The sequence below is a fragment of the Vibrio sp. YT-17 genome (genome assembly GCF_033337375.1).
Lineage (GTDB): Bacteria > Pseudomonadota > Gammaproteobacteria > Enterobacterales > Vibrionaceae > Vibrio > Vibrio alginolyticus.
On sequence record NZ_JAWOQP010000031.1, the window covers coordinates 1 to 26,911 of the forward strand.

At 44.3% G+C, this 26,911-nt stretch carries 34 protein-coding genes; 20 read left to right on the top strand and 14 right to left on the bottom strand.

The genetic code is table 11. The features are described 5' to 3' along the window. From R7F67_RS21375 to trfA, 11 genes are all read right to left on the bottom strand, one after another. Positions 1 to 836, bottom strand: an 836-nt coding sequence (locus R7F67_RS21375; RefSeq protein WP_318057335.1) for a DNA-binding protein, incomplete at its 3' end; no start/stop codon positions are given. A gap of 143 nt (positions 837 to 979) precedes the next feature. After that, entirely contained in the window at positions 980 to 1,984 is a 1,005-nt protein-coding gene (locus tag R7F67_RS21380; protein ID WP_318057336.1) for a ParB/RepB/Spo0J family partition protein, read from the bottom strand. Beyond that, complete coding sequence (locus tag R7F67_RS21385; RefSeq protein ID WP_318057337.1) at positions 1,981 to 2,778, bottom strand: ParA family protein; 798 nt, start codon at positions 2,776 to 2,778, stop codon at positions 1,981 to 1,983. Before R7F67_RS21385 ends, R7F67_RS21380 begins: the two co-directional genes overlap by 4 nt. Beyond that, a complete protein-coding gene (locus tag R7F67_RS21390; RefSeq protein ID WP_140110021.1) occupies positions 2,736 to 3,038 on the bottom strand; it encodes a transcriptional regulator KorA in 303 nt (100 codons plus the stop codon). The genes R7F67_RS21385 and R7F67_RS21390 overlap by 43 nt, the downstream gene beginning before the upstream one ends. 116 nt (positions 3,039 to 3,154) lie before the next feature. Continuing rightward, entirely contained in the window at positions 3,155 to 3,490 is a 336-nt protein-coding gene (gene kleE, locus R7F67_RS21395; RefSeq protein ID WP_140110020.1) for a KleE stable inheritance protein, read from the bottom strand. 301 nt (positions 3,491 to 3,791) lie between these two features. Continuing rightward, positions 3,792 to 4,046 carry a transcriptional regulator gene (locus R7F67_RS21400; protein ID WP_140110019.1) on the bottom strand — a complete coding sequence of 85 codons (255 nt, stop codon included), beginning with the start codon at positions 4,044 to 4,046 and terminating at the stop codon, positions 3,792 to 3,794. Between the two features lie 6 nt (positions 4,047 to 4,052). After that, a complete protein-coding gene (locus tag R7F67_RS21405) occupies positions 4,053 to 5,114 on the bottom strand; it encodes a klcB (protein WP_318057338.1) in 1,062 nt (353 codons plus the stop codon). A 47-nt stretch (positions 5,115 to 5,161) separates the two neighbouring features. Next, positions 5,162 to 5,596, bottom strand: a complete 435-nt coding sequence (locus tag R7F67_RS21410) for an antirestriction protein (protein ID WP_140110017.1) — start codon at positions 5,594 to 5,596, stop codon at positions 5,162 to 5,164. Positions 5,597 to 5,718: 122 nt separating this feature from the next. After that, positions 5,719 to 6,018, bottom strand: a complete 300-nt coding sequence (locus tag R7F67_RS21415; RefSeq protein WP_140110016.1) for a hypothetical protein — start codon at positions 6,016 to 6,018, stop codon at positions 5,719 to 5,721. Positions 6,019 to 6,216: 198 nt separating this feature from the next. Next, positions 6,217 to 6,633: a hypothetical protein gene (locus R7F67_RS21420; protein WP_318057339.1), complete on the bottom strand. Its 417-nt coding sequence runs from the start codon at positions 6,631 to 6,633 to the stop codon at positions 6,217 to 6,219. A gap of 1,120 nt (positions 6,634 to 7,753) precedes the next feature. Further along, the gene (gene trfA, locus R7F67_RS21425) at positions 7,754 to 8,866 is read right to left on the bottom strand and encodes a plasmid replication initiator TrfA (RefSeq protein WP_318057340.1); all 1,113 of its coding nucleotides are present in this window, start codon (positions 8,864 to 8,866) and stop codon (positions 7,754 to 7,756) included. Between the two features lie 419 nt (positions 8,867 to 9,285). Here trfA and R7F67_RS21430 point away from each other — a divergent pair, with 419 nt between their 5' ends. The 20 genes from R7F67_RS21430 to R7F67_RS21525 all read left to right on the top strand — a co-directional run bounded on the left by R7F67_RS21430 (position 9,286) and on the right by R7F67_RS21525 (position 25,049). Further along, complete coding sequence (locus R7F67_RS21430) at positions 9,286 to 9,663, top strand: transcriptional regulator (protein ID WP_140110060.1); 378 nt, start codon at positions 9,286 to 9,288, stop codon at positions 9,661 to 9,663. Between the two features lie 288 nt (positions 9,664 to 9,951). Beyond that, entirely contained in the window at positions 9,952 to 10,941 is a 990-nt protein-coding gene (gene trbB, locus R7F67_RS21435; RefSeq protein WP_140110059.1) for a P-type conjugative transfer ATPase TrbB, read from the top strand. Positions 10,942 to 10,952: 11 nt separating this feature from the next. After that, positions 10,953 to 11,378: a conjugal transfer system pilin TrbC gene (gene trbC / locus R7F67_RS21440; RefSeq protein ID WP_140110058.1), complete on the top strand. Its 426-nt coding sequence runs from the start codon at positions 10,953 to 10,955 to the stop codon at positions 11,376 to 11,378. A gap of 2 nt (positions 11,379 to 11,380) precedes the next feature. Next, positions 11,381 to 11,692 (top strand): conjugal transfer protein TrbD, encoded by a 312-nt coding sequence (locus R7F67_RS21445; RefSeq protein WP_140110057.1) that lies wholly within the window; start codon positions 11,381 to 11,383, stop codon positions 11,690 to 11,692. Next, positions 11,689 to 14,229, top strand: coding sequence for a VirB4 family type IV secretion/conjugal transfer ATPase (locus R7F67_RS21450; RefSeq protein WP_318057341.1), 2,541 nt, complete (start codon positions 11,689 to 11,691; stop codon positions 14,227 to 14,229). The genes R7F67_RS21445 and R7F67_RS21450 overlap by 4 nt, the downstream gene beginning before the upstream one ends. Further along, positions 14,229 to 15,008: a conjugal transfer protein TrbF gene (locus R7F67_RS21455; RefSeq protein WP_140110056.1), complete on the top strand. Its 780-nt coding sequence runs from the start codon at positions 14,229 to 14,231 to the stop codon at positions 15,006 to 15,008. Before R7F67_RS21450 ends, R7F67_RS21455 begins: the two co-directional genes overlap by 1 nt. A gap of 17 nt (positions 15,009 to 15,025) precedes the next feature. Beyond that, positions 15,026 to 15,931 carry a P-type conjugative transfer protein TrbG gene (gene trbG, locus R7F67_RS21460; RefSeq protein ID WP_140110055.1) on the top strand — a complete coding sequence of 302 codons (906 nt, stop codon included), beginning with the start codon at positions 15,026 to 15,028 and terminating at the stop codon, positions 15,929 to 15,931. A 2-nt stretch (positions 15,932 to 15,933) separates the two neighbouring features. After that, positions 15,934 to 16,434: a conjugal transfer protein TrbH gene (locus tag R7F67_RS21465; protein ID WP_140110054.1), complete on the top strand. Its 501-nt coding sequence runs from the start codon at positions 15,934 to 15,936 to the stop codon at positions 16,432 to 16,434. Positions 16,435 to 16,440: 6 nt separating this feature from the next. Then, a complete protein-coding gene (locus R7F67_RS21470; RefSeq protein ID WP_140110053.1) occupies positions 16,441 to 17,847 on the top strand; it encodes a TrbI/VirB10 family protein in 1,407 nt (468 codons plus the stop codon). 17 nt (positions 17,848 to 17,864) lie between these two features. Then, positions 17,865 to 18,647 carry a P-type conjugative transfer protein TrbJ gene (gene trbJ, locus R7F67_RS21475; protein WP_140110052.1) on the top strand — a complete coding sequence of 261 codons (783 nt, stop codon included), beginning with the start codon at positions 17,865 to 17,867 and terminating at the stop codon, positions 18,645 to 18,647. A gap of 8 nt (positions 18,648 to 18,655) precedes the next feature. Beyond that, positions 18,656 to 18,880, top strand: a complete 225-nt coding sequence (gene trbK, locus R7F67_RS21480) for an entry exclusion lipoprotein TrbK (protein ID WP_318057342.1) — start codon at positions 18,656 to 18,658, stop codon at positions 18,878 to 18,880. A gap of 9 nt (positions 18,881 to 18,889) precedes the next feature. Beyond that, positions 18,890 to 20,689: a P-type conjugative transfer protein TrbL gene (gene trbL, locus R7F67_RS21485; protein WP_318057343.1), complete on the top strand. Its 1,800-nt coding sequence runs from the start codon at positions 18,890 to 18,892 to the stop codon at positions 20,687 to 20,689. Between the two features lie 16 nt (positions 20,690 to 20,705). Beyond that, a complete protein-coding gene (locus R7F67_RS21490; protein WP_318057344.1) occupies positions 20,706 to 21,203 on the top strand; it encodes a conjugal transfer protein TraL in 498 nt (165 codons plus the stop codon). 11 nt (positions 21,204 to 21,214) lie between these two features. Further along, positions 21,215 to 21,826, top strand: coding sequence for a transglycosylase SLT domain-containing protein (locus R7F67_RS21495; protein ID WP_318057345.1), 612 nt, complete (start codon positions 21,215 to 21,217; stop codon positions 21,824 to 21,826). A 12-nt stretch (positions 21,827 to 21,838) separates the two neighbouring features. Next, positions 21,839 to 22,567: a TraX family protein gene (locus R7F67_RS21500; RefSeq protein WP_257878276.1), complete on the top strand. Its 729-nt coding sequence runs from the start codon at positions 21,839 to 21,841 to the stop codon at positions 22,565 to 22,567. A 17-nt stretch (positions 22,568 to 22,584) separates the two neighbouring features. Further along, the gene (locus tag R7F67_RS21505; RefSeq protein WP_318057346.1) at positions 22,585 to 23,031 is read left to right on the top strand and encodes an OmpA family protein; all 447 of its coding nucleotides are present in this window, start codon (positions 22,585 to 22,587) and stop codon (positions 23,029 to 23,031) included. 18 nt (positions 23,032 to 23,049) lie between these two features. After that, positions 23,050 to 23,316 (top strand): hypothetical protein, encoded by a 267-nt coding sequence (locus R7F67_RS21510; RefSeq protein ID WP_318057347.1) that lies wholly within the window; start codon positions 23,050 to 23,052, stop codon positions 23,314 to 23,316. 101 nt (positions 23,317 to 23,417) lie between these two features. Next, positions 23,418 to 23,873 carry an OB-fold protein gene (locus R7F67_RS21515; RefSeq protein WP_318057348.1) on the top strand — a complete coding sequence of 152 codons (456 nt, stop codon included), beginning with the start codon at positions 23,418 to 23,420 and terminating at the stop codon, positions 23,871 to 23,873. A 14-nt stretch (positions 23,874 to 23,887) separates the two neighbouring features. Then, on the top strand, positions 23,888 to 24,358 hold the full coding sequence (locus R7F67_RS21520; protein WP_318057349.1) for a hypothetical protein: 471 nt from the start codon (positions 23,888 to 23,890) through the stop codon (positions 24,356 to 24,358). A gap of 202 nt (positions 24,359 to 24,560) precedes the next feature. Beyond that, positions 24,561 to 25,049, top strand: coding sequence for a cold shock domain-containing protein (locus tag R7F67_RS21525; protein ID WP_318057350.1), 489 nt, complete (start codon positions 24,561 to 24,563; stop codon positions 25,047 to 25,049). 14 nt (positions 25,050 to 25,063) lie between these two features. Here R7F67_RS21525 and R7F67_RS21530 read toward each other — a convergent pair whose 3' ends face one another. Genes R7F67_RS21530 through R7F67_RS21540 form a run of 3 tightly spaced genes read right to left on the bottom strand, consistent with a single transcriptional unit; the run spans position 25,064 to position 26,791 of the window. After that, positions 25,064 to 25,699, bottom strand: a complete 636-nt coding sequence (locus R7F67_RS21530; RefSeq protein ID WP_318057351.1) for a recombinase family protein — start codon at positions 25,697 to 25,699, stop codon at positions 25,064 to 25,066. 1 nt (position 25,700) lies between these two features. After that, complete coding sequence (locus R7F67_RS21535; RefSeq protein ID WP_318057352.1) at positions 25,701 to 26,519, bottom strand: hypothetical protein; 819 nt, start codon at positions 26,517 to 26,519, stop codon at positions 25,701 to 25,703. Beyond that, a complete protein-coding gene (locus R7F67_RS21540; RefSeq protein ID WP_318057353.1) occupies positions 26,519 to 26,791 on the bottom strand; it encodes a hypothetical protein in 273 nt (90 codons plus the stop codon). Before R7F67_RS21540 ends, R7F67_RS21535 begins: the two co-directional genes overlap by 1 nt. Between the last annotated feature and the right edge of the window lie 120 nt (positions 26,792 to 26,911).

The window sequence follows — 26,911 nt, forward strand, 5'->3', positions numbered from 1 at the left end:
TCGGCCAACTGGCTCAGCTGAGAGCTATGCACTTCTTCAACTCTATCGAGTTCGTCCTGGTGAGCCTTAGACTGTTGGGCTAACTCTTGTTTGTGTTCTTCGGCCAACTGGCTCAACTGAGAGCTATGCACTTCTTCAACTCTATCGAGTTCGTCCTGGTGAGCCTTAGACTGTTGAGCCAACTCTTGTTTGTGTTCTTGGGCCAACTTCGACAACTCTTGTTTATGGCTATTTAATGCGTCCTTTAGCTCATTCTGACTGACACTCAAAGCATTTCGGCTTGCTTTTGCATCTTCATGAGCTTGGCTCAACTCACTTCGCAAATCTTGAAGTCTAAGCTGCATTTCTTTACAGCTGGTTTCTGCGGTAACAGCCCTTTCATTACTCAATAAAACTTGAGCTTGGAGTTGTTCCTTCTGTTCCTGTAGCTCTTGTAACTGCTGCAACTGATTCGCAACAACAGTTTTGGATTCTTCCAAATCAGACGTTAACTGGTCTGCAAGATCTGTAGCTTCATGCCAAGATGCCTCCATATCTTGTTTTTCCAGCTCTAAGGCTTCACGGTCGCTAGAAAAGCGATCATTAGCCTTTTCCAGAGCCAAGGCCCAAACCTCGCCGCCGACTTCTGACAACCGTTCTAGGACGATCTCAGGGGCAGGTTCTTTGCTAACCACAGCATCATTGGCTTGCTTTGCCCGCCACTCCTTCATAGCCTCGCTGATTGTTGTATAACTGCCACCATTCAGCTCTTTCCTAATAGCAGCAAGAGTCGGCTTTTTGCCAGCTGCATCAAGTTCATCAGCGATTTTCCAGATTTTTTCTTGAGTGATTGCCATAGTGTAACGTCCTGATTGTATGTAGTATGTTGTAGTATACTACAACATACTACATACACAAGATTATTTAACGACCAGGCAAAAAAAAACCCCGCTTGGTTAGCGGGGTAGTGTAGGGGTGATAAATTGAGTGACGATGTAACTTATCCCTCAATCAAGGACATAAGCTGAACATCCCCCAAATCAGTCTCGAACTCGTGGCCGTCATCTTCATACTTCAACCAAGCCAATCCATCAGAAGAAGGGCGGCGGTCTAGGACCAATCGAGCAGAGCGGCTATCATGTACAACCATAACAATCGCCTTTTTCAATTTGTTAGGGTCAACTTCTTTAGGTGGTTTGGGGCTGTTATTGCCAGGTTCGTCCTGTTCTTCGTTGGCTTCTTCCTCCCCCTCTCCAGTAAAAGCAGACTCATCATCATCATCATCATCATCATGTTGGCGTTTGTCGTCCAAATATTCACGCAGTAGCTTTACAGCTGGACGGGTAATTTCCTGATCTTCATCATCAAGCCAAGCTGAAACCTCGTCAGGGTTATTCTTGTGGGCTTTGACAAGCTCATTTATCACCGTTACATCATTTGCGCGACCAGAGTTAAACGCAGCCGCTATAGGCTCTGGAAGGTCCAACAAAGTCACATGCTGACTAACAAAAGCAGGGGATTTACCTAGAGTTTCGGCTATTTCACCTTTCTTGACGCCCTTAGCCAATTCACGACCAATGAAATCAGCAATCTCGCGGGCCGTTAGGTCATTACGCTGTAGGTTCTCGATAACTTGATCAGCTTCGTTGTAATCATTATCAATAAAGCCTGGAATAACATCCTTTCCTGCTATCTTGGATGCTCTGGTACGTCGAGCACCGTGGTTAATAATATAACGCCCTGGCTTTTCAAGATTCTCACGAACTGAAATAGGAGTCTTAACGCCCCGATGACTAATCGTAGCAGCCAGCTCTCCCAAGCTCTCTTTGCTAAATCCAGGGTTATCAGCTGTGCGTGGTTGATTTGGATCTTCATCAATAAGATCCAAAGGCAACATCAAAGGACCAGAACCGCCATTATTAGATTCAGGCTCGTTGAGCAGACCAGATAGGTCGCCAATTTCATCAAGGCCCAAGCCTGTCATATCATTATTATTTGCGGTCATGCTGCAATCTCCATCTTATTAAACACGTATTCAGCCAAGGCTCTAACTTCTTTCGCTGCAACTCTAGCAGCAGATTTTTTTATATCCCAAACAGGAATACCAATTGCACATGCCTCGGCAATGCTGTCGCGTTGTCCAATAGTCTGCGGGATCATTAGTTGTGGAAAAGCTTTTTGGAGGGCTTCTAGGTTGCGGCGGTGGCGTGGCTTGCGTCCATCCACCTTACTCGGAAACATCCCCAAAAATGAAAGGGCAGGGTTTGCTTTACGCATGTTAGAGATAACAGCGTTCATTTTTTTAATACCCTGAATAGAATATACTTCTGGCTCAATAGGGGATATTACATAGTCGCTTGCAAAGAGTGCAGCGGCCATTGATACGCCAAGAGAAGGAGCGGTATCAATCAAACAAATATCAAACCCTTGAGATTCCAAGAACGCCAAACCATTTTTTAGGCTCTGACCAGCGTTAGCCAATGACATAGTTTCCATGTTCGCCAAAGCGGAATCAGACTCAAACAGATAAATTCCCGTGTCATTAACGTTGGTAACATTGATAGGGCCGCCTTTAAAAAAGCTACTTGCGGCAGCTCCTTCAACACGGAAGTTTTTCAGCGTGTAAGAAACATTACCTTGAGTATCAAGGTCGATCACAGCGACCTTTTTTCCGCGCTCTTGAAAATCGAAAGCAAGATGCACGACAGTTGAGGTTTTACCTACCCCGCCTTTTTGGTTCGCTACGACCGTTGTTTTCATTTTTTGTTTCCCCGTTTCTTTTCCGCGTCCTCGGCCCATTTTTTGACTATGAACGCTTGATGTTCCGGCAGTATTGCCGTTATTCGCTCGTATCCTTCCGGCGTTAGGGCCGTGTGAGCTTCCCATACTCTCTTGACGGCTTGAGATACCGCCCCTTTTGTTACTTGCAATAACGTCACAAACTCCGTCTGAGGTTTCCCCTCGACTAAGACTCCATGCGCTATCTGGATTGTTTGAGGCCCCACTTCCAAACCCTTGATTGCAGCCTGAAATTGAGACTCTGTTAGCCTTTTTTTCATGGATTGCACCCATACAAACCCCACACCCTAATTGTAAAAATTTGGCGGTGACAGCCGCCGAACAAAAAAGAGTATAGCTAAACTTTATTTTTGGGTCAACATTTTAGCGGCTAAAATTACATGCCTTTCGGCTTATATATCGAAACAAAGTAAGTAAGCAGGGTAAGCACAAGAAAATGCCCCACGAACACCCATCCAGCATGAACTTCTGGATTGTCCCAATGATAAAAAGCTCGAATCGCTTGAAAAAACACATTGATAGACACTATCCATTTGAGAACGGGCCAAACCAAAACCGTTGCAATCCAAACCCAACGAACAATAGCCGCAAAGAAACGGCCCTTATTCGCGGGTTTCTGCGGCTTAGTATCTGACACTTTTTTAGCTGATTGTTCAGGCGGGGAGTTGGAACCAGTCGGCCCCACTTTGGGAAATTTCACTATGTTTGACATTTTCTTGACCCTCTACGCTATCCATGCTCCAATTATCTATTGCTCACTATTTGGGACCACACCCTAACGAGCATTAGGTTCGGTGTGACAGCGCCGGACCAAGCGCCTCGGTTAACGCCGAGGCGTTTCCATTCAAACTTAATCCAACGCCATTGTATTTATCGTCATCGACATTTCTCGGTTTCTGACCTTGACGGTTTGTCCGGCCTCAACAGTACAATAGGACATATTGCCCTATACAGTCAAGCTATATTTTCGATAAATCGAAAACCATTTTAGCGGCTAAAATACTATTTGTCTGCTACTTCTCTCTCCAAATAATTCCTAACCCAGCCAACTCACAAAGTTGCCCCCAAGCCGAGTATGGAATATTTGATTCTTCTCCAGTCCAACGACGAACCGTTCTTTGTCCACTAGGCCCCAAACCCAACTGTTTTGCTGCCTGGCTACCAGTAAGCTCAGCTAAACGCAAAACCTCTCTGATTTCTTCACCTGTCGGACGCGCCCACTTTTCAGCAGGGCGCAGGCATTCAAGCCTAATATTCACATCAACCATTACTATTCACTCCGTATCTGATGCTAGACGCAATTGTTTAAAAGAATAAATCGACTGCACCGCTTTGGGATCATGTTCAATCACTCGATTACCTTTTCGGTTGATCCGAAAAGTTTCAGGTTTGTCGTCATACGCCCAAACCTGAGAAGAAGAAGAACTTACATCCGTTATAATTACAAACTTACCTATATCATTTTCAAAAACAGGATGATGGACACTTATTACTTGGCAACGCTGTCCACGCACGAATTGTTCCCGTCCTGGAGTTACGTTTTTAAGTTCCTGTACCATTTTTCGAGGTTTAGAACGAACCGGAGCTGTTTCTGATGGATCACATTCTCGCTTTATTCTACTTAGTTTATTTTGGGCCTCTTTAGCCCACTTTTTAGCGATGTATGCCTTTTGTGAAGGCAATACCACATCAACCAACACAAACCCTTCTGGAACGTCTACATTTGCCGGAGAACGTCTAGGAGAGGGGGTTAGCGCATCGAGAAAGTTAGGGACCGTCTCTTTCGCCAAAATATCTCTGTATTCTGGTTTGATATCGTGGCGTTTATCCTTTAGGTAATCAGATAGAATTGCTTTCGCGGCTTCATCGACAGTTAACCCAAGGGACAATTCACCAATATGCGAACGATAACCAGTAGGTGAAATAAACCATGAATCCAAATCTACTGGTTTGAATTCGAAATGAGTATTTCCCCAGCTCCCCAAACTACCAAACTCTACAAGAACCCGAATCGCATCCACAATCACTACGAATTTACCTGATTGCCCCCATTTAGGAACATCACCAGATTTCGCGCAACAAAAATCCTCGACAATAGCCGCTGGCGAGTCATCGCCATTAGCACAACCAAAAAAACGACCGCCGTTGAGCTTCCAAATAACAGCTTGATATTTATCTATTGCTTTCTTAGCCAAGGTATTATCGGACGCCAAAACAGAACTATGTATTTCATCTACTACTTTGAGAGCCAAACTAAGCAAGTCATCACGGCCAGCTGGCATACTCGCTGCAAGTTTAGCTGCGCTTTCTTCACGTTCGTTGTTTTCATACATCATAATTACAACCTGCAAAATTGCCCTGGCAATCACCAGGGCACACTTTATTAGTCGATAGCGCGGAGAATAAGGGATGACTCTTTATGCTCCTTGGCAAAGTCTCTCAGCAAGTGGTAAAGCGTTATAAACCTATCCCCTAGTGCTGTTCCCTCGCATTCTCCGGCCAATTGACCAAGAGCGAACAAGGTTGCCACAATGCCAGCAGCATCATCGGTCATTTCACCTGAAAACCAGTTGCCAGATATTTCAAGGAAAAGAGTGGTATCCAAACTTGGAGCCATGTAATAGCCGCCGTTTGATAGGGTGTAGAAGTCCCAATATCCACCGTTATACTCGTCTGAAAACTTCCCAAGATAACCCATGACATAGGCTTCTCCTCGCATCATGAAACGAGATCCAAAGAAAGTAGGGTAGAAATTTAGACGGTCTGACAGCGCAACCTTAGTTGCAACAATAGGTGTGATTTCAGTAGTAGCATTCATCGGAAATTCTCCGGTTTTGACCTTGACGATATGTCCGGCCTTCGAAATACATAATAGGGCATTTTGCCCTATCTGGTCAAGCAATAAATAAAAAAAAACCCGACTTTTGTCGGGCTTTTTTGTTAATTAATACAAAGTGTTAGGCTTGCTTTTGATGGTTTTATCCTTGCTTCAAGCAACTGCTTTTTTTCTTTCGCTTGAACCAAGCGACGCTCAGCTGATTCTAGGCTTTTGGCGTGTTCTTCACGGTCCACTGGTTTAGCCCTTTTACATTCAAGCACACGAACCGTAGCTAGGACTCTCTCTGTTCGCTCGATCCAGTAGCCAACCTCTTGATGGCCTACGCAGGAATGGTAATCAACATTTACCATTCTAAAAAGGTGATCAACTGAATTGCGAAACTCTTTAACTGTAACATTCATCGGAAACTCTCCGGTTTTGACCTTGACGACATGTCCGGCCTTCACGATATATAATAGGGCATTTTGCCCTATCCAGTCAACAAAAAAAACATAACTTATTGAAAAATATATCACCATCCAATCGAGTATAGATATTTATGACTATACCGCTGCGGCCAGCATAGTCATAAATAACTATACTGGCCACTTTAAGGTTATTTATTTAACGCCAAAGGTAAATCCAAGGTTAGTTTGGTACCAAATAGGCTCTGAAACCTCGACAGCAAGACTCTTAACGTCCAACTTTAGCGTATTAAGCTCAGTCAAATGTGCTTCAATATCGCTGCTGTCATAGTGATTATGAGCATCTTTTTTAGTCCACTCGATTAGGCTATCAATGACACTTAGGGCTGCTTCAACTTCACAGCCAAATTCAGCAACGTTCGCACTATCTAGCGTTCCTTCATCGTCGTAAACATAAATCACATCGTCTTCCAGCTGGAATGTGAATGAATGACCAGCTGAACAAGTGCCATTCCAAGGGGTATCAGGTGTGTCAGTATCTTGAGGAACAGGGTTCCCACAAGTAGGGCAAAGAGGGCGAGTTAGATCAGAAGTGTATGTGTAAATTGTCATCGGAAATTCTCCGGTTTTGACCTTGACGATATGTCCGGCCTTCGAATATATAATAGGGCATTTTGCCCTATCTTGTCAAGTTGCATATTGCCTTTAACGCCAGTAATTACGGGGCTTTGTTGACATTTGAGGGGCTTATTAGATCTCAATTCAGCTCCTTTCTTGGAGTAACCGTATCTTTTTTAGTAAGTTTTTTGTGAATAGCTATTGATGAAGCGGTCAGATAATCGTCAAAGCCAGTAACCACGGGGCTTTGTTGACATTTGAGGGGCTTATTAGATCTCAATATCAGCTCCCTTCTTGGAGTAACCGTATCTTTTTCAGTGAGTTTTTTGTGAATAGCTATTGATGAAGCGGTCAGATAATCGTCAAAGCCAGTAACCACGGGGCTTTATTGACACTTGAGGGGCTGTTTATGGACTCGGAAATTTCCGCCCTTCTTCTTGGCGTTAAAACCTTACATACTTCAAGCGAGTACAGATTTTCTAGGGATCTGAGTTCTTATAGCATTTGCAGGAGTAGACAAATGGGAGTCCAGAGGGGCTTGCCCCTTTGGGCATAGCGCAGCGTAAGAGCACGTCCCTAGGGGTGAAGGACGCTTGCGTCCGAGGGGCTTGCCCCTGGGGGATGGGAGGACGCTTGCGTCCGGGAGGGATTGAGAAGGGGGTGTCCCCCTTCGGGGGCCGTAAGGCCAGGTTATAAATTTGGTTATATTTATGGTTTATAAAGAGGTTAAGAGAGGTTAGAGGGTGAGGAAATCGACTATAATGTTTTGTTTTTTAAAGGAAAGCGGGGAATGCTTGGCCCCTCAAATGTCAATAGTTGGCCCCTCAAGTGTCAATAGTTGGCCCCTCAAGTGTCAATAGTTGCGCCCCTCAAGTGTCAATAGTTGCGCCCCTCAAATGTCAATATAAAATCAGGGTTATCCACAGAAATTCGTTAAAAAGTGTGGATAAATAGGGCAAAAGATAAGCTAAAGCTAGGTTAGAACGCCAAGAAAAGGGGCTGAACGTGAAAAGCCCCTCAAGTGTCAATACAGCGCCATGTGATTTGCCCCTCAAATGTCAATAAACGCCCCTCAAGTGTCAACGTGACTCACTTTTTCCCGCTGTTATTCACACTAGCTTTCATCTTTAGCAGGAGTTCTTCTACAGAAAAGCTTTCCTTCCGCTACCCAAGCATGGCTAACAAGATCGCTTTCGCTAAGTTCTTCACATGCTGAACTCACTTGCTCACGCCATTTCTTTGGCCTAGTAGATTCAGAACCGCACATTAATCGGAAATTCTCCAACTTGATCGGAAATGGCTCCTTGTGCGTGGAAAAGTAATCAAACATTCTGCGTGCTATTGGTGATAGCTTTCTGTACTTGTCCCAAATGAAACGGGAATAATGATCACCAGCAAAGAGAACTACCATTTCTTCATCAATCATAACTTGGCATCGAGAGGTTTTTTTTCCTCGGTCCAACACTCTAAAGCGGCTGATTAGAGACAATGATTCAAGACGGCCTATTCTATTTGACTCAAACTGCATTGCTGACGCCTGCAAACGAGACAGACATTCCTCGGCCTTTTTGTAATAACGGCCATTGATAGACCACCCTACATCCTTACACAGCTCGTAGAACGTAAATGAGATAGGCTCCCCAAGCGGAGAACGTTTAGAGTATTCCATAACCTGTTGCCAGATTAGCTCGTCGTCCTCAGCTCTTAGTTCAACGCCTGTAAATGTTATTTTCGTATCACCAATGCTATAAATCGGCTCGTTTTGCAGTGCCTTTCTTGCAACACGTTTATTTCTAACCGTAAAAAGGGCCGAGCGGGCATAATCGTTAGGTAGCGCCCTCATGTTGTCGCCCCAAGGAGCAATATCAAATAGCGATAGTTGGGCGTCCTTCATTTCCTGCTTGGTATGTTGAAGCAGCGCAGTTTTCTTTGCCTCGTTAACCTTTTCAGCTAGGGCTTTGGTAGCATCTTTATTTCGCCCAGTTTTTTTGGATTCGGTCATGGATATTGCCTTGCTGTTTGTGGAGGTTTTGGCATGTAACGGCAGGGGAGATGATTCAGGGATACCAGGTAAACTGATCGTTCCTCCAGTTGGTTCGATTACTTCCTGGCGTTTTGACTCTTTACTATGATAAACGGTTTTACTTGCAATTTCTGCTGCTCGTACTGGTTCTATACCGCCTTGAATTAGCTTTTTGGTATATTCCTGCTCATCCTTTGATGCCATTTTAAGCCCTCCGATAATGATCCTCGAATCTCCGAGGGGTCATAAACCTTATTGACCTCTTTGGGTCTTAGTGTTCAAATACTCAATAGTATTGCTTTTAAAATCAAGGCTGTACTAGGTTTCCCGTATTAAAAACAAAGCGATAACTTCAAATAAGTTAATACGGGAATGAGTCATTTCTTCCTTTCGGTTTTCATCTTTTTCTGCAAATACTTGTGACGGCTAGATCAAAAACAGCACGACCACTATTATTTTCACTAGGAATAAAGTTCGTATCGCGGGTAAGATGTTCGATAAACTGAAATTAATTGTAACTCATGGTAGAGTATCCTTTCGTTATTACGAAAAGGAGTATAGCTATACTTTAATGTTGAGTCAAAAAATTTAGCGGCTAAAATTGGCCTAAAGAGGGGCAGTTGGTGTACAACTACATTTTTTTTACCAATGTGCTAAAAATCTTAGATGAACGGCACATGACTAAATCAGAATTAGCAGAGCGATCAGGCGTATCTATATCGTTCTTATCTGATTTAACAGCGGGGAATGCAAATCCTTCATTGAAGGTACTAGAAGCGATAGCGACAGCTCTTGAAACGCCGTTACCACTTCTATTGGAATCTACAGACCTTAATAAAGAATCTCTCGAAGCTTTAGCAGGTTGTAAAGTAGCAAGTAGCCTTCCTCCTGGCTACGAAAGGGTTTCTGTTATCTTACCTGAGCACAAAGCATTCCAGGTTAAGAAATGGGGCGAAGAAACCAGAATAAAGCTCCGTCAGCTCAATTCCTCTAGCAAATAATTTCCATCCTAATACTAATATTTTAGCGGCTAAATTTTAGCTGCTAAATTTAGCATCCTTTCAAATAAAACCTCCTTCTTGCTACTCACTCTAGTTTTACCCTTGTTTTAAAAAAGGTTATCTACCAATCAAAACGTGATAGCGGTCGCGTGACGTCTCAATCGCAAGGCAAAAAGTAAATTTCTTTAAATTCTTTTGTTGTGTTTAGTTGCACATGCGTTAATTTCGGTATATCGTATGCTCCAAGAAACGGATTTACCGCAATATAACGAAGGTAAGGGCAATTGAATGCAACCTAAAGAACCTACAGGCTCAGTAAAAGACAGAGCAAAAAGGAAGCTAGAAAGGGATATGGGTCCTGAACTACTAGCAATCTTTAATGATCCAAAAACCGTTGAGTTGATGCTTAATCCAGACGGCACCGTGTGGGTAGAAAAGCTAGGTGAGGATATGCAGTGCATAGCAACACTTAGACCAGCTCAAGGCCGAGCTATTATCGAAACCGTAGCAGGCTTTCACGGCAAAGAAGTTACTGCATACACTCCAAAACTAGAGGCTGAATTTCCTTTAGATGGTTCTCGCTTTGCAGGACAACTAGAAACTGTAGCTGTCGGGCAGGGTCCATCATTTGCCATACGTAAAAAGGCAGTGAGCATCTTCACTCTGGACCAGTATGTTGAAAGCGGAATTATGAGCGAAGCTCAAAAAGATGCTTTGGTGAATATCATTTCACAAAAGAAAAACATTCTTGTCGTGGGGGGAACCGGTTCCGGTAAAACCACTCTGGCAAACGCTATTATCCGCGAAACCGTTGAACAATTCCCTAATGACCGCTTCATCATCATTGAAGATACCAGCGAGATTCAGTGCGCTGCAAAGAACTATGTTCAGTATCGCACCTCCGAAACGGTCGATATGACCAGCTTACTAAAAACCGCATTAAGGATGCGCCCTGACCGAATTCTAGTCGGTGAGGTACGTGGTCCAGAAGCTCTCGATTTGTTAATGGCTTGGAATACAGGTCATCCAGGTGGCGTTGCCACGATACACGCAAACAAAGGTCCTTCTAGTGGCCTTGGGAGGTTTAAGTTCCTTATATCAATGCACCCTAAAAAACCAGACCCAATTGAACCGTTTATAGGCGAGGCGGTTCATGCGTTGGTGTATATCGCCAAAAACAAGAAAACCAACACTAGGGCCGTCGAAGAAATTATCGAAGTGTCCGGTTATCAAGACGGTCAATACCTGACCACAACTTTATCAAACAAAACTATCTAGGAGTTATACAAATGCAATTCTCTCTATCAAAAATCCGATTCGACCGCACTTCAATGTTCTACCTGGGCTTTTTTGCGTTGATGTTCTTAGCAATGGCGCTGCAACCTGCAATGGCATCAGAAGGCACTGGCGGTTCACTTCCTTACGAAAGCTGGCTAACTAACCTTCGTAACTCTGTTACTGGCCCTGTGGCATTCGCTCTTTCAATGATTGGTATCGTTGTAGCTGGCGGTATTTTGATCTTTGGTGGTGAACTAAATGCCTTCTTCCGCACACTGATTTTCCTTGTATTGGTTATGGCGATGCTTGTTGGTGCGCAAAACATGATGTCTACGTTCTTTGGTCGTGGTGCTGAAATTGCTGCACTTAGCGATGCTGTTATTAACCAAGTTGGCGGTGCGGTTTCTCGTGTTGTTGACGGTGTACAGGCGGCTTAATTATGGCTTTGCGCACGATCCCCATTCGTAGAGCTGGCAACCGAGAGAACTTGTTCATGGGCGGGGATCGTGAGCTTGTGATGTTCTCAGGATTGCTCGCTGCGGCACTAATTTTTAGTGCTCAAGAAATCAGGGCAACAGTGTTCGGTGTTTGTCTTTGGTTCGGCGCACTTTTTGTGTGCCGACTCATGGCTAAGTCAGATCCTAAATTGCGCCATGTGTATCTGAGACACCGCATATACAAAGCTTACTACCCAGCGCGTAGTACGCCCTTCCGTGAAAATACATCAAGCCAAGGGAAGCAATACAAATGATGATTCAAGCTATTTCATTCGCCATTGCTGGCTTCGGTGCTTTGTTGTTACTAATCCTATTTTCCCGTATTCGTGCGGTTGATGCTGAATTGAAGTTGAAAAAGCATCGTTCCAAAGACGCAGGATTGGCCGATTTGCTTAACTACGCAGCCGTTGTCGATGATGGTGTAGTGGTATGTAAAAACGGCGCATTTATGGCGTCATGGATTTACAAGGGAGAAGACAACGCAAGCAGTACCGAAGCACAACGCGAAATGGTTTCCTTCCGTATAAACCAGGCCCTTTCGGGCCTGGGTAGTGGCTGGATGGTTCATGTTGATGCGGTTCGCCGTCCATCACCAAACTATTCAGAGCGTAATGTTTCTGCGTTTCCAGACAAAATTTCAGCTGCTATTGATGAAGAACGCCGCCAACTTTTCGAAGGGTTGGGGACCATGTATGAGGGGTATTTTGTTATCACTCTAACCTGGTTCCCACCAGTATTAGCTCAGCGTAAGTTTGTTGAACTTATGTTTGATGATGATGCTGAAATTGTTGGTAAAAAAGAACGAACAAAGGGCTTAATTCATCAATTCAAGCGCGAAATTACCGCAATTGAAAACCGCCTATCAAGCGCAGTTAAACTAACTCGTTTGCGAGGCAACAAAGTTGCTAATGAAGATGGAACAACTATCACTCACGATGACTTTTTGGGTTGGTTACAGTTCTGCATTACTGGCCTTACACATCCAGTCGTGTTGCCTAGCAATCCGATGTACATGGATGCGTATCTAGGCGGGCAAGAAATGTGGGGCGGGGTGGTTCCCAAAGTGGGGCGCAAGTTTGTTCAGGTTGTAGCAATTGAAGGTTTTCCTATGGAGTCACACCCAGGAATACTTTCTGCACTTGCTGAATTACCTGTTGAATACCGTTGGTCATCACGATTCATTTTTATGGACCAACACGAGTCACTAAAACATTTAGACAAGTTCCGTAAAAAATGGCGTCAGAAGATTAGGGGTTTCTTTGATCAAGTCTTTAACACTAATAACGGTACTGTAGACCAAGACGCACTATCAATGGTCCAAGATGCAGAGGCCGCAATTGCTGAAATCAATAGCGGGTTAGTGGCTGCGGGATATTACACAAGCGTAGTGGTTCTCATGGACGAAAACCGCGACCGACTAGAACAGTCAGCGCGCCAAGTAGAAAAGTCAGTAAACCGCCTTGGGTTCGCCGCTCGAACTGAAACAATCAACACTTTAGATGCTTACTTGGGAAGCCTACCAGGCCACGGAGTAGAAAACGTTCGTCGTCCATTGATTAACACTATGAATCTGGCTGACCTGCTTCCGACTAGCACTATCTGGACTGGTTCAGCAAAGGCCCCATGTCCAATGTATCCACCATTGTCACCAGCTCTAATGCACTGTGTAACAAGTGGTTCTACTCCGTTTAGGTTAAACCTACACGTTCGCGATTTGGGTCATACGTTTATGTTTGGTCCAACTGGCGCAGGTAAGTCAACACACTTGGCATTGATTGCTGCTCAACTACGTCGATACAAAGGAATGTCTATTTACGCCTTCGATAAGGGTATGTCTATGTACCCATTAACTAAGGCTGTTAAAGGGCTGCATTTCGCTGTTGGCGCAGACGATGACCGTCTAGCGTTCTGTCCTCTGCAATTCCTAGAGTCAAAATCAGATCGCGCATGGGCGATGGAGTGGATTGATACCATCTTGGCGTTAAATGGGGTTATTACAACTCCAGCTCAACGCAACGAGATTGGCAACGCAATTCAAAGTATGCACGACAGCGGCGCTCGAACATTGTCTGAGTTTTCACTGACAATTCAGGACGAAACTATTCGTGAAGCAATGCGCCAATACACGGTAGATGGTGCTATGGGTCATCTATTGGACTCCGAGGAAGATGGATTGTCATTAACTGATTTCACAACATTTGAAATCGAAGAACTGATGAACTTGGGTGAGAAATTTGCCTTACCTGTATTGCTTTACTTGTTCCGTCGTATTGAGTGCAGCCTTAAAGGCCAACCGTCTGTAATCATTCTCGATGAAGCATGGCTAATGCTTGGTCATCCTGCTTTCCGAGAAAAAATCCGCGAATGGCTCAAAGTTCTTCGTAAAGCGAATTGTCTGGTTCTTATGGCAACACAAAGTCTTTCCGATGCGGCCAACTCAGGAATCCTAGACGTTATTGTCGAATCAACTGCAACCAAAATATTCCTTCCTAACGTGTATGCGCGTGATGAAGATACAGCGGCTCTCTATCGTCGAATGGGACTTAATAGCCGCCAAATTGAGATTTTGGCGACCGCAGTTCCTAAACGTCAATACTACTATGTTTCGGAAAATGGCCGCCGTCTATATGACTTAGCTCTTGGCCCACTTGCATTGTCGTTTGTGGGTGCTTCCGACAAGGAATCTATTGCAATCATCAAACAACTTGAAGCCAAGTATGGTGATGAATGGGTTGATGAATGGCTGTCAAGCCGAGGCATAAACATTAACAACTACTTGGAGGCGGCGTAATGAGCTTATCCGAAAAACTAAAAGGGTTGGTATTCAAAAAGCCCGCACCAGGTTATCAATCTGAACCTGAAACTGCTGAAAAAGAGACAAAACAAGTTAAACGCCAAGAAGAAACTGAAAACCCTTACCTAACAGCTCGTCGTACTTGGAACGAACATGTGGGTTCGGTGGTTTCATCAAAGCAGACCTGGCAAGTTGTGGGGATTTTATCCCTATTAATTGCGCTGGCCGCTGTTGGGGGCGTGATTAACATTGGCAGTCAATCAAAGTTTATCCCCTATGTCGTTGAAGTAGACAAACTAGGCCAATCTCAGGCCGCAGGACCAGTCACCGCTTCATCTACTGCTGACCCGCGAGTTATGGGCGCAACGGTTTCAAAATTCATTGAAAACGCTCGTTTAGTGTCTCCAGACGTAGCTTTGCAACGTAAAGCTGTTTTTGGTGTTTACGCCCACTTATCACCAAAGGATTCAGCAACAATAAAAATGAATGAATGGCTAAACGGTAGCGCGGATTCAAGTCCATTCAAACGCGCCGCGAAGGTGATGGTAAGTATTGATGTTAAATCAGTCATGCCGCAAACACCGTCAACGTGGCAAGTCGATTGGGTGGAAACAGTACGTGACCGCCAAGGTGTCAAGCAAGGTGAACCCGCTTTAATGCGTGCATTAGTTACCGTTTACACCGCAGATACTTCAACGCAGACCACAGAAGAACAGATGCGCAATAACCCCCTGGGTATTTACGTTCGTGACTTCTCTTGGTCACGCCTTCAATGATTACGAGGCTTAAACCTATGAACAAGCAATTATCAGCTGTAATTCTTGGCACTGCGCTGTTAGTGCCTTCTCTAGCAAACATCGCCAATGCGAACGGGCTAGAAGATAAGTTTTTTTCAAACAATAACCCAACATTAACGCAACAAGAACGTCAAGCCTTGTCTATCGCTAAAAAATGGCAAGCGGGTAATAGTAATGGCGGTATTCGTCCGTTCTCTGGCCGCAACGGCTCAATACAGTTCGTATTTGGGGCGCAATCTCCAAGTGTTGTATGTGCTGTTCTACAAGTTTGTGACATTGCCTTACAACCTGGTGAATACGTCAACTCAATTCAATTGGGCGATACCGCTCGTTGGAATGTAGAGCCAGCAATCTCCGGTACAGGGTCAGCAGAAACACAACACTTGATCATTAAACCGCTCGATGTGGGCTTAGAAACAAGTTTAGTCGTCACTACAGACCGCCGTGTTTATCACATTCGCTTGCGTTCACACCGCAAAGAATACATGCCTCAAGTGTCTTTCACATATCCCGAAGATGCTTTAGCTAAATGGGAAACGGTTCGTACCCGCGAACGTCAACATCGTGAAGATAATACGATTCCTTCTACACGCGAATATCTAGGCGATTTGTCTTTTGATTATCAAGTTTCTGGCTCGGCAGCTTGGAAACCTGTCCGTGTATTCAATGACGGCCAAAAGACCATCATTCAAATGCCAAAAGCCATGCAGCAAGCAGACGCACCAACTCTATTAGTCGTTCGAAATGACGGCGGGTGGTTTAGCGACCCTGAAACTGAAATGGTTAACTATCGCGTTCAAGGTGATCGCTACATCGTTGATACGGTGTTTAAAAAGGCAATTCTTATCTCTGGTGTTGGTAGCCGCCAGGACAAAATCACCATTACTAAAGGGGGCAAATAATCATGCGTAAACTACTTGCCACTGCGATTTTTTCCCTAGCACTGGTTGGGTGTGCATCGCACACCCCTTACGGCAACTTTGTTGAAAACCCAGCTGGATTAAATCAACAAAAAATAGCAAACGATACTATTGAGCAAATCACCTCATTGTATCCACCTGCTAAAACTCGCTTTGAGATCAAACAGGCGACTCCTGACGCTTTTGGTTCTGCGTTAGTTCGAGGTCTACGAGACAAAGGCTACGCCCTCTTGGAGTTTGATCCAGAATCCGCGAAAGCGGCACAACAAACAAATTCTCGACCTAATGAATCAGCGCCAGAAGTAAAAACTAAGCCGCCAGTTCAGCAAGGTTTTGGATTGCCTATCTATTACGTGTTTGATCAGTTCTCTGGCACAAACATGTACCGTGTAACTGTAATGGTAGGCAATGAGTCAATCACTCGTCCCTACGCCCAAGAAAACGGCACTGTTGTTCCTGTGGGCTATTGGGTCCGTAAGGAGTAATTCGATATGAGCGATAAAAACGATCAAATGTCTCCTGACGCTTCACCTGGTGATATGTCTAAAAAGACTGGTGTTCGCCGTGTTAACAACCGTCCAATGATGATTCTAGGTGGTGTGCTTGGTTCATTCCTATTGGTAATGATGCTAGTAGCCGCAGACCGCTCGGAGCAACAAAATGCACCCGCAGATGGACCGAAAGAGTTAGCGGGCAATACATCAATGTTTGCCGATGAAATTGCAGGCACTCAAGAGGATGGTTTTATTCCCGCTGCTTTGCCTCCTTCTGTTCCTAATTTGGATGAAGCCATTCAAGAACCAGAAGATAAACCCGCAGCAGAAGCAGTAACGGTGGCTCGTCCTGCAAATCCAGACTTGCCTCCAATGCCGCCACAAAACCCAACGTTGAACAGTCCTGAAATGGATGATGAAGCTCAGCGTATTCGTATGGCTAAGCTTCAAATGTTACAAGAAGCTGTGAGCGCCAGAACTGGCGTACAAGCTGTAGCACCGCGAAGCGGAAGCTCAACTCCAGCTCCAAGCCATCGCCCTGAAACTCGTCAAGAAATGCTCGCAGAAATTGCGCGTGTTCGTAGTCAACTAACAGCGAACCGCAGCACTGACCCTAACGCGGTTTACCAACAACGATTAGCCCAAATCCAGAATATGACTGGTAAGGGTGGGGGCGGTGGCCGTTCATCGAACAGCGCACCAATGCTCATGCAAACCTCTGCTCAAGATGGTGGCAGCGGGTACGGGCAATTTGACAGTGATGGTGGGGACCGTTGGCAACTTAATTCTCAAATGCAAGCACCTCGTTCACCTTTCGAATTGAGAGCTGGCTTTGTGATTCCTGCAACGCTTATTTCTGGTATCAATTCAGACCTTCCAGGCCAAATTATGGCTCAAGTGTCACAGAACGTATCTGATACCGCGACAGGTAGCCATTTACTGATTCCGCAAGGTTCGCGCCTCATTGGTTCTTACTCCAGTGATGTAGCTTACGGACAAGAGCGTGTCTTAGTTGCTTGGCAACGAATTATCTTCCCCGATGGTAAAGCTATGGATATTGGCTCAATGCCAGGTGCGGATTCAGCTGGTTATTCAGGTTTCCACGACCAAGTAAACAACCACTATCTACGCATCTTTGGTTCGGCCTTCTTAATGTCGGGTATCACAGCAGGTATCACGTTGAGCCAAGACAACGACAACAGCAGCGAAGGCAGCGACCGTCAACGTGCTAGTGACGCACTGAGTGAAGCACTAGGCCAACAGCTAGGACAAGTAGCAGTTGAGATGATCAGAAAAAACATGAACATCGCCCCGACTTTGGAAATTCGCCCAGGTTATCGCTTTAACGTCATTGTCACTAAAGACATGACTTTTTCTAAGCCATATAGCTCATTTGATTACTAACGTCAGGAGATAGCGAAATGAAAGCAAAAGGAAATATTTTAGCCGCTAAAGTTGCACTGGTTTTTGCAATGGCAACAGGTTCAGTAGGCTCTCTAATAACACAACCAGCACAAGCAGGTATCCCTGTAATTGACGGTGGCAACTTGGTTCAAAATGTCATGTCAGCAATGGAATCGGTAGCTCAAACAGCTAAACAGATTCAGCAGTATCAAACACAGCTCCAGCAGTACGAAAACATGCTGCAAAACACAATGGCCCCAGCTGCTTATATCTGGGACCAAGCGCAATCAACGATTAATAGCTTAGTACAAGCAACGAACACGCTTGAATACTACCAAAACCAACTTGGCAGCCTAGATCGTTATCTTGGTAAGTTCCAAGACGTTGCGTATTACCGCAGCTCTCCTTGCTTCTCTAGTGCTGGCTGTAGTGATGCTGAGTGGACAGCAATGAATGAAAATCGTCGCTTGGCGTCTGAATCTCAAAAAAAAGCTAATGACGCTTTGTTTAAGGGTTTAGAAAAGCAGCAGGACAATATCAAGGCCGATGCTAGACAGCTGCAACGCCTCCAGTCATCAGCACAAGGGGCACAAGGCCAGCTAGAAGCCATTAGTTACGCCAACCAACTAGCTAGTAACCAAAGCAACCAACTACTACAAATCCGTGGATTACTGATTGCTCAGCAGAACGCCGTAGCAACACGTATGCAGGTTGTAGCAGATAGAGAAGCGCAGCAGCAAGCCGCATCTGAACAACTGCGAAAAGGCAGCTACAGAGATAGTCCAGCGCGTTCATGGTAAGGATGATGATGAAATCTAAGAAATTACAAGCAATAGGAGCCGTCATATTGACGGCCCTATTAACCGGATGTGGTGATGAACCGATGCCGGAAGTGAATGATATTAATTGTTCAATCGGCAACATCAAAAAAATTGAGAACCAAGAGACACAGAAAGAGTTTGCAACCAAGTGTCTACGCCGTAGCAACCCTCGTGACGGTGAATTTAAACCTAGCCCTAAAAACGAATGGTAAGGAATTAATATGAAACTGCCAGCCAGTCTAAAATTCGCTCTGCCTGTTATCGTCTGGTTGGCGCTTTTGATTGCCGCCCCAGCTCATGCAGCTATCGACAATGCAGGCTTACTCGATAATGTACTTAATCGCTACGCATCTGCCGCATCCTCTTGGGCCTCTATTATTGTAGACGCCGCAACTTGGCTATTTTGGACCTTAGCTGTTATTTCGCTGGTATGGACGTTCGGCCTTATGGCTATACGCCAAGCAGGGTTAGGTGAATTTTTTGCTGAATTTATCCGATTCACTGTGTTTACAGGCTTCTTTTGGTGGCTACTCCAAAACGGTCCTAATTTCGCATCAGATATATATGACTCCTTACGAAAGTTAGCGGGGAACGCTACTGGTTTAGGTATGGGTTTATCCCCTTCTGGAATCGTTGATATCGGCTTTGAAATATTCATGAAAGTTGTAGATCAATCATCTGTCTGGTCCCCCGCCGATTCATTTGCAGGGTTAGCGATAGGGGCCGTCATTCTCGTTATCTTGGCGTTAATTGGCGTCAATATGCTGTTACTGCTTTGCTCTGGTTGGATATTGGCGTATGGCGGTGTGTTCTTCTTAGGTTTTGGCGGTTCCCGCTGGACCTCTGATATGGCGATTAACTACTACAAAACCGTATTAGGTGTTGGCGCTCAATTAATGTCTATGGTGTTTATCGTGGGTATTGGTAAAACGTTCCTCGATGATTATTACTTAGCCATGAGTGAAGGTATTAGCCTCAAAGAAATGGGGGTGATGCTAATTGTTGCTGTCATTCTTCTAGTCCTGACAAATAAAGTTCCTGCACTCATAGCGGGAGTCATTACAGGTGCAAGTGTCGGTGGTGCTGGTATTGGGAACATGGGTGCAGGTGCAGCTTTGGGCGCAGCTGGTATGGCAATGGCCGCTGCCGCAACTGGTGGTGCAGCTATGGGGGCAGCAGCTTCCAATATGGCGGGTGGCGCTCAAGCACTTATGGCCGCGTTCAGCAAAGCTAACGAAAACGTATCAAATGGCACAGATGTTATGTCTAGTTTAAGTAACGCCATGAGCGGAGGCGGGTCTGAAAGCAGCGCAGGAGGTGGCGAGGCTGGCAATGGTGACACACCTTTCTCGGAAGCGGCAGGTTTCTCAAGTTCTGATAGCTCTGGCGGTGGTGACACTGGCTCAAGCAGCTCTGATAGCTCTAGCAATGGTGACACTGGCTCAAGCAGCTCTGATAGCTCTAGCAATGGCGACACTGGCTCAAGCAGCTCTGATAGCTCTAGCAATGGCGACACTGGCTCAAGCAGTGCAGCTAAAGCGGGCGGTTTCATGGCTGGTGCAAGCAAAGCTGGTCGCATAGCAGCCGACACAGGCGCAAACCTGGCGAAAGGCATCGGTTCAGTTGCCAAAGCTAAAGCAGACAACGTGAAATCAAAAGCTATGCAGCGCGTCAGCGACACCGCAGGTGGCAAAGTTGCTGCTGCTATTAAAGCACAGGGGCAGGGTAGCGACTCCAATAGTAACGAGAATAACGATAGTTCAGATAGTGGAGAATCCCCCTCCTTCGACAATAACAGCCTAAGTGGCGGTGATAGTGGTTGGATCAACCAAACAGGCGGCTTCGATGCACTCTCAAGCGAGGACCAGGACAAGGCGCGCCAATCACATGCCGATTGGCAAGAAAGCAATCCAGACCGAAACACGTTTGATGTGGGCGAATATGTTTCTTATGCGCAAGAGCGCCAACAAGAACGTAAAGCCGAAGTGGCTAGCTTCGTAAACAAAAACAAATCAGCTTAACAAGGAGAAATTAAAGATGATAAAGGCAAAAAAACAAGCGGGAAAACTACTGGTTGGGCTTGGCCTCTTTACTGTTGCTCTTACCTTTAATGCACCCGCTCAAGCAGCTTCACAAGATGAATGTGCAATTTGGCTATGTCTTCCTACAGGCTTTCCTAGTGGGTGTGGGGATGCAAAAAAAGCATTGAAGAAACGCATTAAAAAATTCAAACCTCCACTACCAAGCTTTACATCATGTGCCGTCAACCCACCATCGGGAAGCGGTAGCCACATGTCATCAAAACATGGTTACGCTGCGTTCGTTCCAGCACACCGAGTTTGCACAAGGTGGCGTTCTCGTCGTGACCATGACGAATGCGTGAGCTGGGATCATGTTCCAGACCAATACATCCAAGGGACCCGTTGTTACCGTGATAGAGACGGTTATCGAAACCCGAAAGGTTGCACTAGAACTGAGCGATTCGCTGAGGTTTACATAGAAAACGAGTTGGCTGGGCCAACCTACTATTGGTAAGGAAAATCGTCATGCTACCGTTTATTGCAGATATGCCCCCATTAGAACAAGAGCGCGTTGTGTGCTCTATTTCTGCCGCTGTTAAATATGAAGTACCTGCCAACATTGTTTTGGCTGTGGCCGAAAAAGAATCAGGTAAACCAGGACAGTGGGTTAAAAACTCAAACGGTACGCATGACGTTGGTTTTATGCAGTTTAATACTGCCTACCTACGCGATCTTAAAAAGTATGGAATTACCGCAGATCATGTAGCAGCGTCCGGCTGCTACCCTTTCGACCTCGCTGCATGGCGACTTCGCGGCCATATCCTAAAAGACTCAGGCGACCTTTGGACTAGAGCGGCAAATTACCATTCAAGGACGCCAAAATATAATCAAATTTATCGTGCTGACTTGATGAAAAAAGCGATCAAGTGGGCTGATTGGCTGGACGCAAACTTTACCACTGTTGATGTGACAGCCCACGGAGGAAAGACACCAGTTGACAGCAATAAGATGCAAAAAGTGTTAGAGGAAGCAGCACAAATCGAAGTGAAATATAACCGTTCTGAACGCCAAGAAAAGGGGAGTGATAATACCTTCAAAGCAAAAGGTTACGTCCCTAGAACGATAACGTTTAATTAATAAGGCAAGGTAATGAATACTTCTACAACTCACCAAAAACCAGTTTTAACCATGCCTAAGTTAGTTATTTCGAACGGCACAATTGAAGGTTTAAAATTACTCGGCCTCATTTTAATGGCTGGCGATCATGTTAATAAATACCTCTTCAATAGCACTTTACCTTATCTATTTGAAGCGGGCCGACTTGCAATGCCAATATTTGTTTTTGTCTTGGCGTATAACCTTGCTAGACCAGGGCAACTTGAGCGCGGTGTTTATGGCCGAACAATGAAACGTCTCGCTACCTTCGGGATTATTGCCTCCGTTCCTTTCATGGCGTTAGGGACTGTTTACGGGGGTTGGTGGCCGCTAAACATTCTGTTCACACTTTTAGCGATTACGGCCACTGCATACTTTATCGAGAAAAAGCAGTTCATCTTTGCCTTTTTAGTATTCATAAATGCTGGAACCTCTGTCGAATTTTGGTGGCCCGCAATGCTATTCGGATTGGCTGTATGGTCTTATTCAAAACAGCCTTCGATTTATACAGCTGGGATAGCACTCCTAGCATGTTCTTCCCTTGGTTTTATCAATGGCAATATGTGGGCGCTGGCCGCATTACCTATCCTGGTTAGTTCCACAATGTTTGATCTTAAAGTTCCCCGCCTTCGTTGGGCTTTTTACGCTTTCTATCCATTACACCTCGGCGCACTCTGGCTTATAAGAATCCCAATGAGTAATGCCGGTTATTTATTTTTTTGATTTTGGAGTATCGAGTTATGCGCAAATCAATTTGCACTTTTATTACTCTCAGTTGTTTAGCTTTCACGGTTCCTGCTATCGCTGAAATAAACGATTACAACTATAGCGATAACGCCACTCGTGATGTGGTATCGAGAACGGTATCTGTATCGTTCGGGGAAAGCAGCACCAGGTTTCGTCCTGGCCCTGTTGCAGAGGTAATGCTAGAAACGGCGCTCGATGCCTCAATGATCACTATCAACGGTAGAACAAGCACTAACAAACCAAGTAAACGAGACGAAAACCTAGCCCTTGCAAGAGCTGTTTCAGCTCGGAATTATCTAGTAGCTCAAGGTGTATCGCCGTTGAAAATCATGATCAACTACGTTTCAGCTGATGACTATTTAACAGAAAACTGGACGCCAGAAGGAAGGCGAATAAACCAGCGCGTTGATATAGAAATGATCTATGTCCCTACCTACTAAAACTAAGAGGTGTTTACTATGTCTGCTTTAAAGGAAACAAAAGAACTGTTATCAATTGTTAGCAATCAAAAAGGAGTAATTCCTGGCTGGATGGCCAAAGACGCATCAAAAAAACTTGATGGCGACAAACCCAACACAGAACGTGCCGAAGCGATCATTAAAAAGCTTAATGAAAGTGAAAAACACCCAGCTTTAGCGGCTAAAGTTCGAGAAGCTGAAAAAGAAATCGCTCAACACAAAAAGCTCAACCAAAACCAGCCACAAAAACGCAGTATGCGAATGTAATTTTATTGACCTGGCGATCACATCAAATGGTTTCATATTAATTATGATGTTTGAAATCGAATGATTTCAAACATCCCAATCAAAACAAAAAAGGATTTACCATGAAAAAACTTGCAATCACTTCACTGTCTATCGCTCTACTATCAGGCTGTGCAGGTCTAGAAAAAAGCATCAATGATTTTAATGAATCAATGGCATCAATGAACGATGGATTGACCCCAGAACCTGTAATGGTGACAGACACTGCGGGAAGAATATGCCAGGAGGCCAGCAAGAATGAACTCAGAGCAGAAAAAGCTTATGTAGGGAAGGGCATTGTAGTCCAAGGAGTGATAGCGAGTAACTTTACAACCTACAACGCTTTTTCTAAAACATTTACCGTTACTAAAAACGATGAAATCAGCTATTTGGTTAGCAGTGAAGGCATCGATACTAACAAACTCAATAAGGGTGACACAATCAACCTAAAAGGGGTTATCACTGCAATTTCGACTGCATATCCAGGTTGCTCAATTTACGTCTCTAAGCCTGGTTATAACACCAACAAAGCAAGCTAAAAAGGAGGGGCAGTATGTTTATTTTTAGAATGTTAAATTTGGCTTTGTCAGTCTTTATAGTCAGACCTGCTACCGTTTTATTTACATTCCTTCTGGCAAGTATGGTAATGACAGGAGGGCTCGACGGATTTTCATATTCTTTTTTTGAAAACATTAGACAAGTTGTATCGTTAGGCCCCGCTCCAGAAGGGTTTATTAATCTTGAATCTTGCGCTGACGAACGACTAGAAATTCAAATCATTGAAGAAATTCCTAAAACCGTAAATTGTGAAAACTTAGTAATAACGCAATTTCCTATGGATAGCCTATCAAAGAAATTCGGTGAGGCTCTAATCTGGATTTACTTAACAGCGGCAATGCTAGGGAATGCGGTTGCTTACCTATTTATTGGTTTTGGGGGTCCTTGGAAAGAAGTCATTGGCATTGGCCCCACCAAGCCAAAAAATAATTTGAGTTCAGCTAGATCATCAAATCAATCGAAGTAGGAGCAGGATTAGTGGCCGATAAAAAGAAGTGTGAACACCGAAATTCGGTGTTCAATACAGATACACAATCAATGATATGTTTGAAATGTGGCGAAGAACATCACCAAGGTTTGAGCTACATTCAACAGTTTGCTAAAGAACACCCTGAGTTAGAAACTAATAAGCTAATAAACACTAACATTCATTAATAGAAGTAAATTATATGAAAGGCAATGTTACTAAATGGTTTGATGAAAAAGGATTTGGATTCATCAGTTCATCTAATTTTAAAGGAGATATTTTTGTCCACATATCTAATTTTAAAAAGGGATATAGACGCCCAAAACTAGGTGACGAGGTTGTATTCATATTAGATAGTACCAACAATAAACCAAGCGCCTTAAATGTAAAAATTCTCGGAATAAAACCAATTAAAAGCAATGTCCCTTGGGTCATCACTTCCTTTTTTATCTTATTGGTTGCTTCCGCTATCTACTTTTTAACAACACCCACAAATGGAACTATCCATTACCCAGCCAATGAACAACCTAACTATGATAAAATGGGATTTAGTTGCACAGGTAAAACTTACTGTAGTCAAATGATATCCTGCGCCGAAGCTAAGTTTTATTTGGCTAACTGCCCAGATACAAAACTGGACGGCGATGGGGATGGTATTCCCTGCGAAAGTCAATTTTGCAGCTTACAATAGCTGCAATACCACTTTTACCCTTTATTGTTATCTTCAAGTTGTTTTTTGTGCTCTCCCCATATTCGTTTAACCTGGCTCTGGCTACAGCCTACAAGTCGAGCGGTATCCTCAATGGTATGGTTTGGGCGCAATCTAATGATAAGTTCATGCTGTTTAAGGTTAGCTTTTCTTCCCTTGTACTTACCTTTTTTCTTGGCAAGTTCAATACCTTGTTTCTGCTTCTCTCTACGGTCTTCGTAATCATCTCTAGCCATTTGCAAAGCCAGTTTTAGCAAAAGCTCTTGGACTGACTCTAATACAACTCTAGCCACACCAGTTGCGTCTGATACCAGCTCTGAAAGGTCTAGAACTCCAGGGACAGAAAGCATTGCGCCTTTAGCGCGTATCGAGTCAATCAATTTTTCAGCTTCCGGCAAAGGTAGGCGACTAATACGATCTATCTTCTCTGCAATCACCACATCCCCAGGCTGCAAGTCCTCAATCATACGCAGCAGTTCGGGGCGATCTACTCGCGCCCCTGACGCTTTCTCTCGATACACTCCAGCTACATAGTAACCAGCAGTCCTAGCATCCTGAATAATCCTCTCCTGGCGTTGCAGGTCTTGTGAATCACTACTTACACGCAAGTAAATACGAGCATTCTGTGTCATTTTATTTATCTTCATGTATTTCAGGCCAAGACTCACTCCAAACTGTCCATATAGAAGAATCATTGTGATTTATTTCATATTCCGTTCGACGCCTAATCTCTTCAATCAAATGAAGCGGTTCATCCTTCATAATATCCCTACCAAGCCGCTTGGGGTGTCTTACTAACCTCCTAAAACCATGAAACAATTTATTTGCTCTCGATCTCGGAACTCCCAACTCTTCGGTGGCTTTAGTAATAGAATATCCGCGCCACATCAATGACCAAAAAGCAAGCCCCTCACTCATAAACCTCTTATGAGCAATGGCGTTCAATCTATCCTGCTCTGCGTTCTCAGCTTGACGCCTTTTTTCAACTTCTGGATCAATTTGACTTAGCTTAGGAATATTCAGCTCTTGCATTCTTTTTGAAACTTGATATGCGTTTCGGCCAAGTTCTTCGGCAACAACATAATTAGGCTTAGTACCAAGAATCGCATCTTCTTCTGGCGTCCAAGGACGCACAACAGAAGGATTTCGAAACGCTTCAATACCTAAATCCCTCCTACGCTTTCCTATATGACTAACGGCGTTAGGGTGGGTAAGGCCAAGTTTTTCCGCAACGTTTGGATCAGTATCAGAACCAAGTAGAGCGTCCATTTCTTTCGTCCATTGGATCGGAGGGTTTCTGTATGGTGAAACACCAAGTTCTTTTATTCGTTGTTCAACATGGATCTTCCACAAACCAAGTTCTTCTGCAAGCTCGGCACTAGGTTTAGTGCCAAGAAGAGAATCCATTTCATCAGTCCATTCAACGTCATCGTTTAAAGTAATTTTCATCATCAAAAACCAATCACAGGTAACACAGAAATTTCTTTTAGCTTTCTTATATCTTCATCCGTAACTAGCAGGCTTATTTCTGGCGGGACCGAAGTCGTTCTATCCATTTTGAAAAGTAAAGTATTCATACCTTCTTCAATTGGGTAGTAGTGGAAAGCTCCTGTTTCTGGTAACTCAATCGTCAACCCACAAATACTATCAGCCATAAGTTGCATTGGTGTTTGTGGTGATTCCAACACAAGTTCGATAACAAACCCGTTAAATTTAGTTTTCATAAAACACCCTACTTATTTCGCTTGCTTTTTGTGGACCTGGAGGATTCAGTTAATCCATCCACAATACTCAAAATCAAAACTGCGCCTGAACAAACCGAAACTATAACAATTGCGTCAATT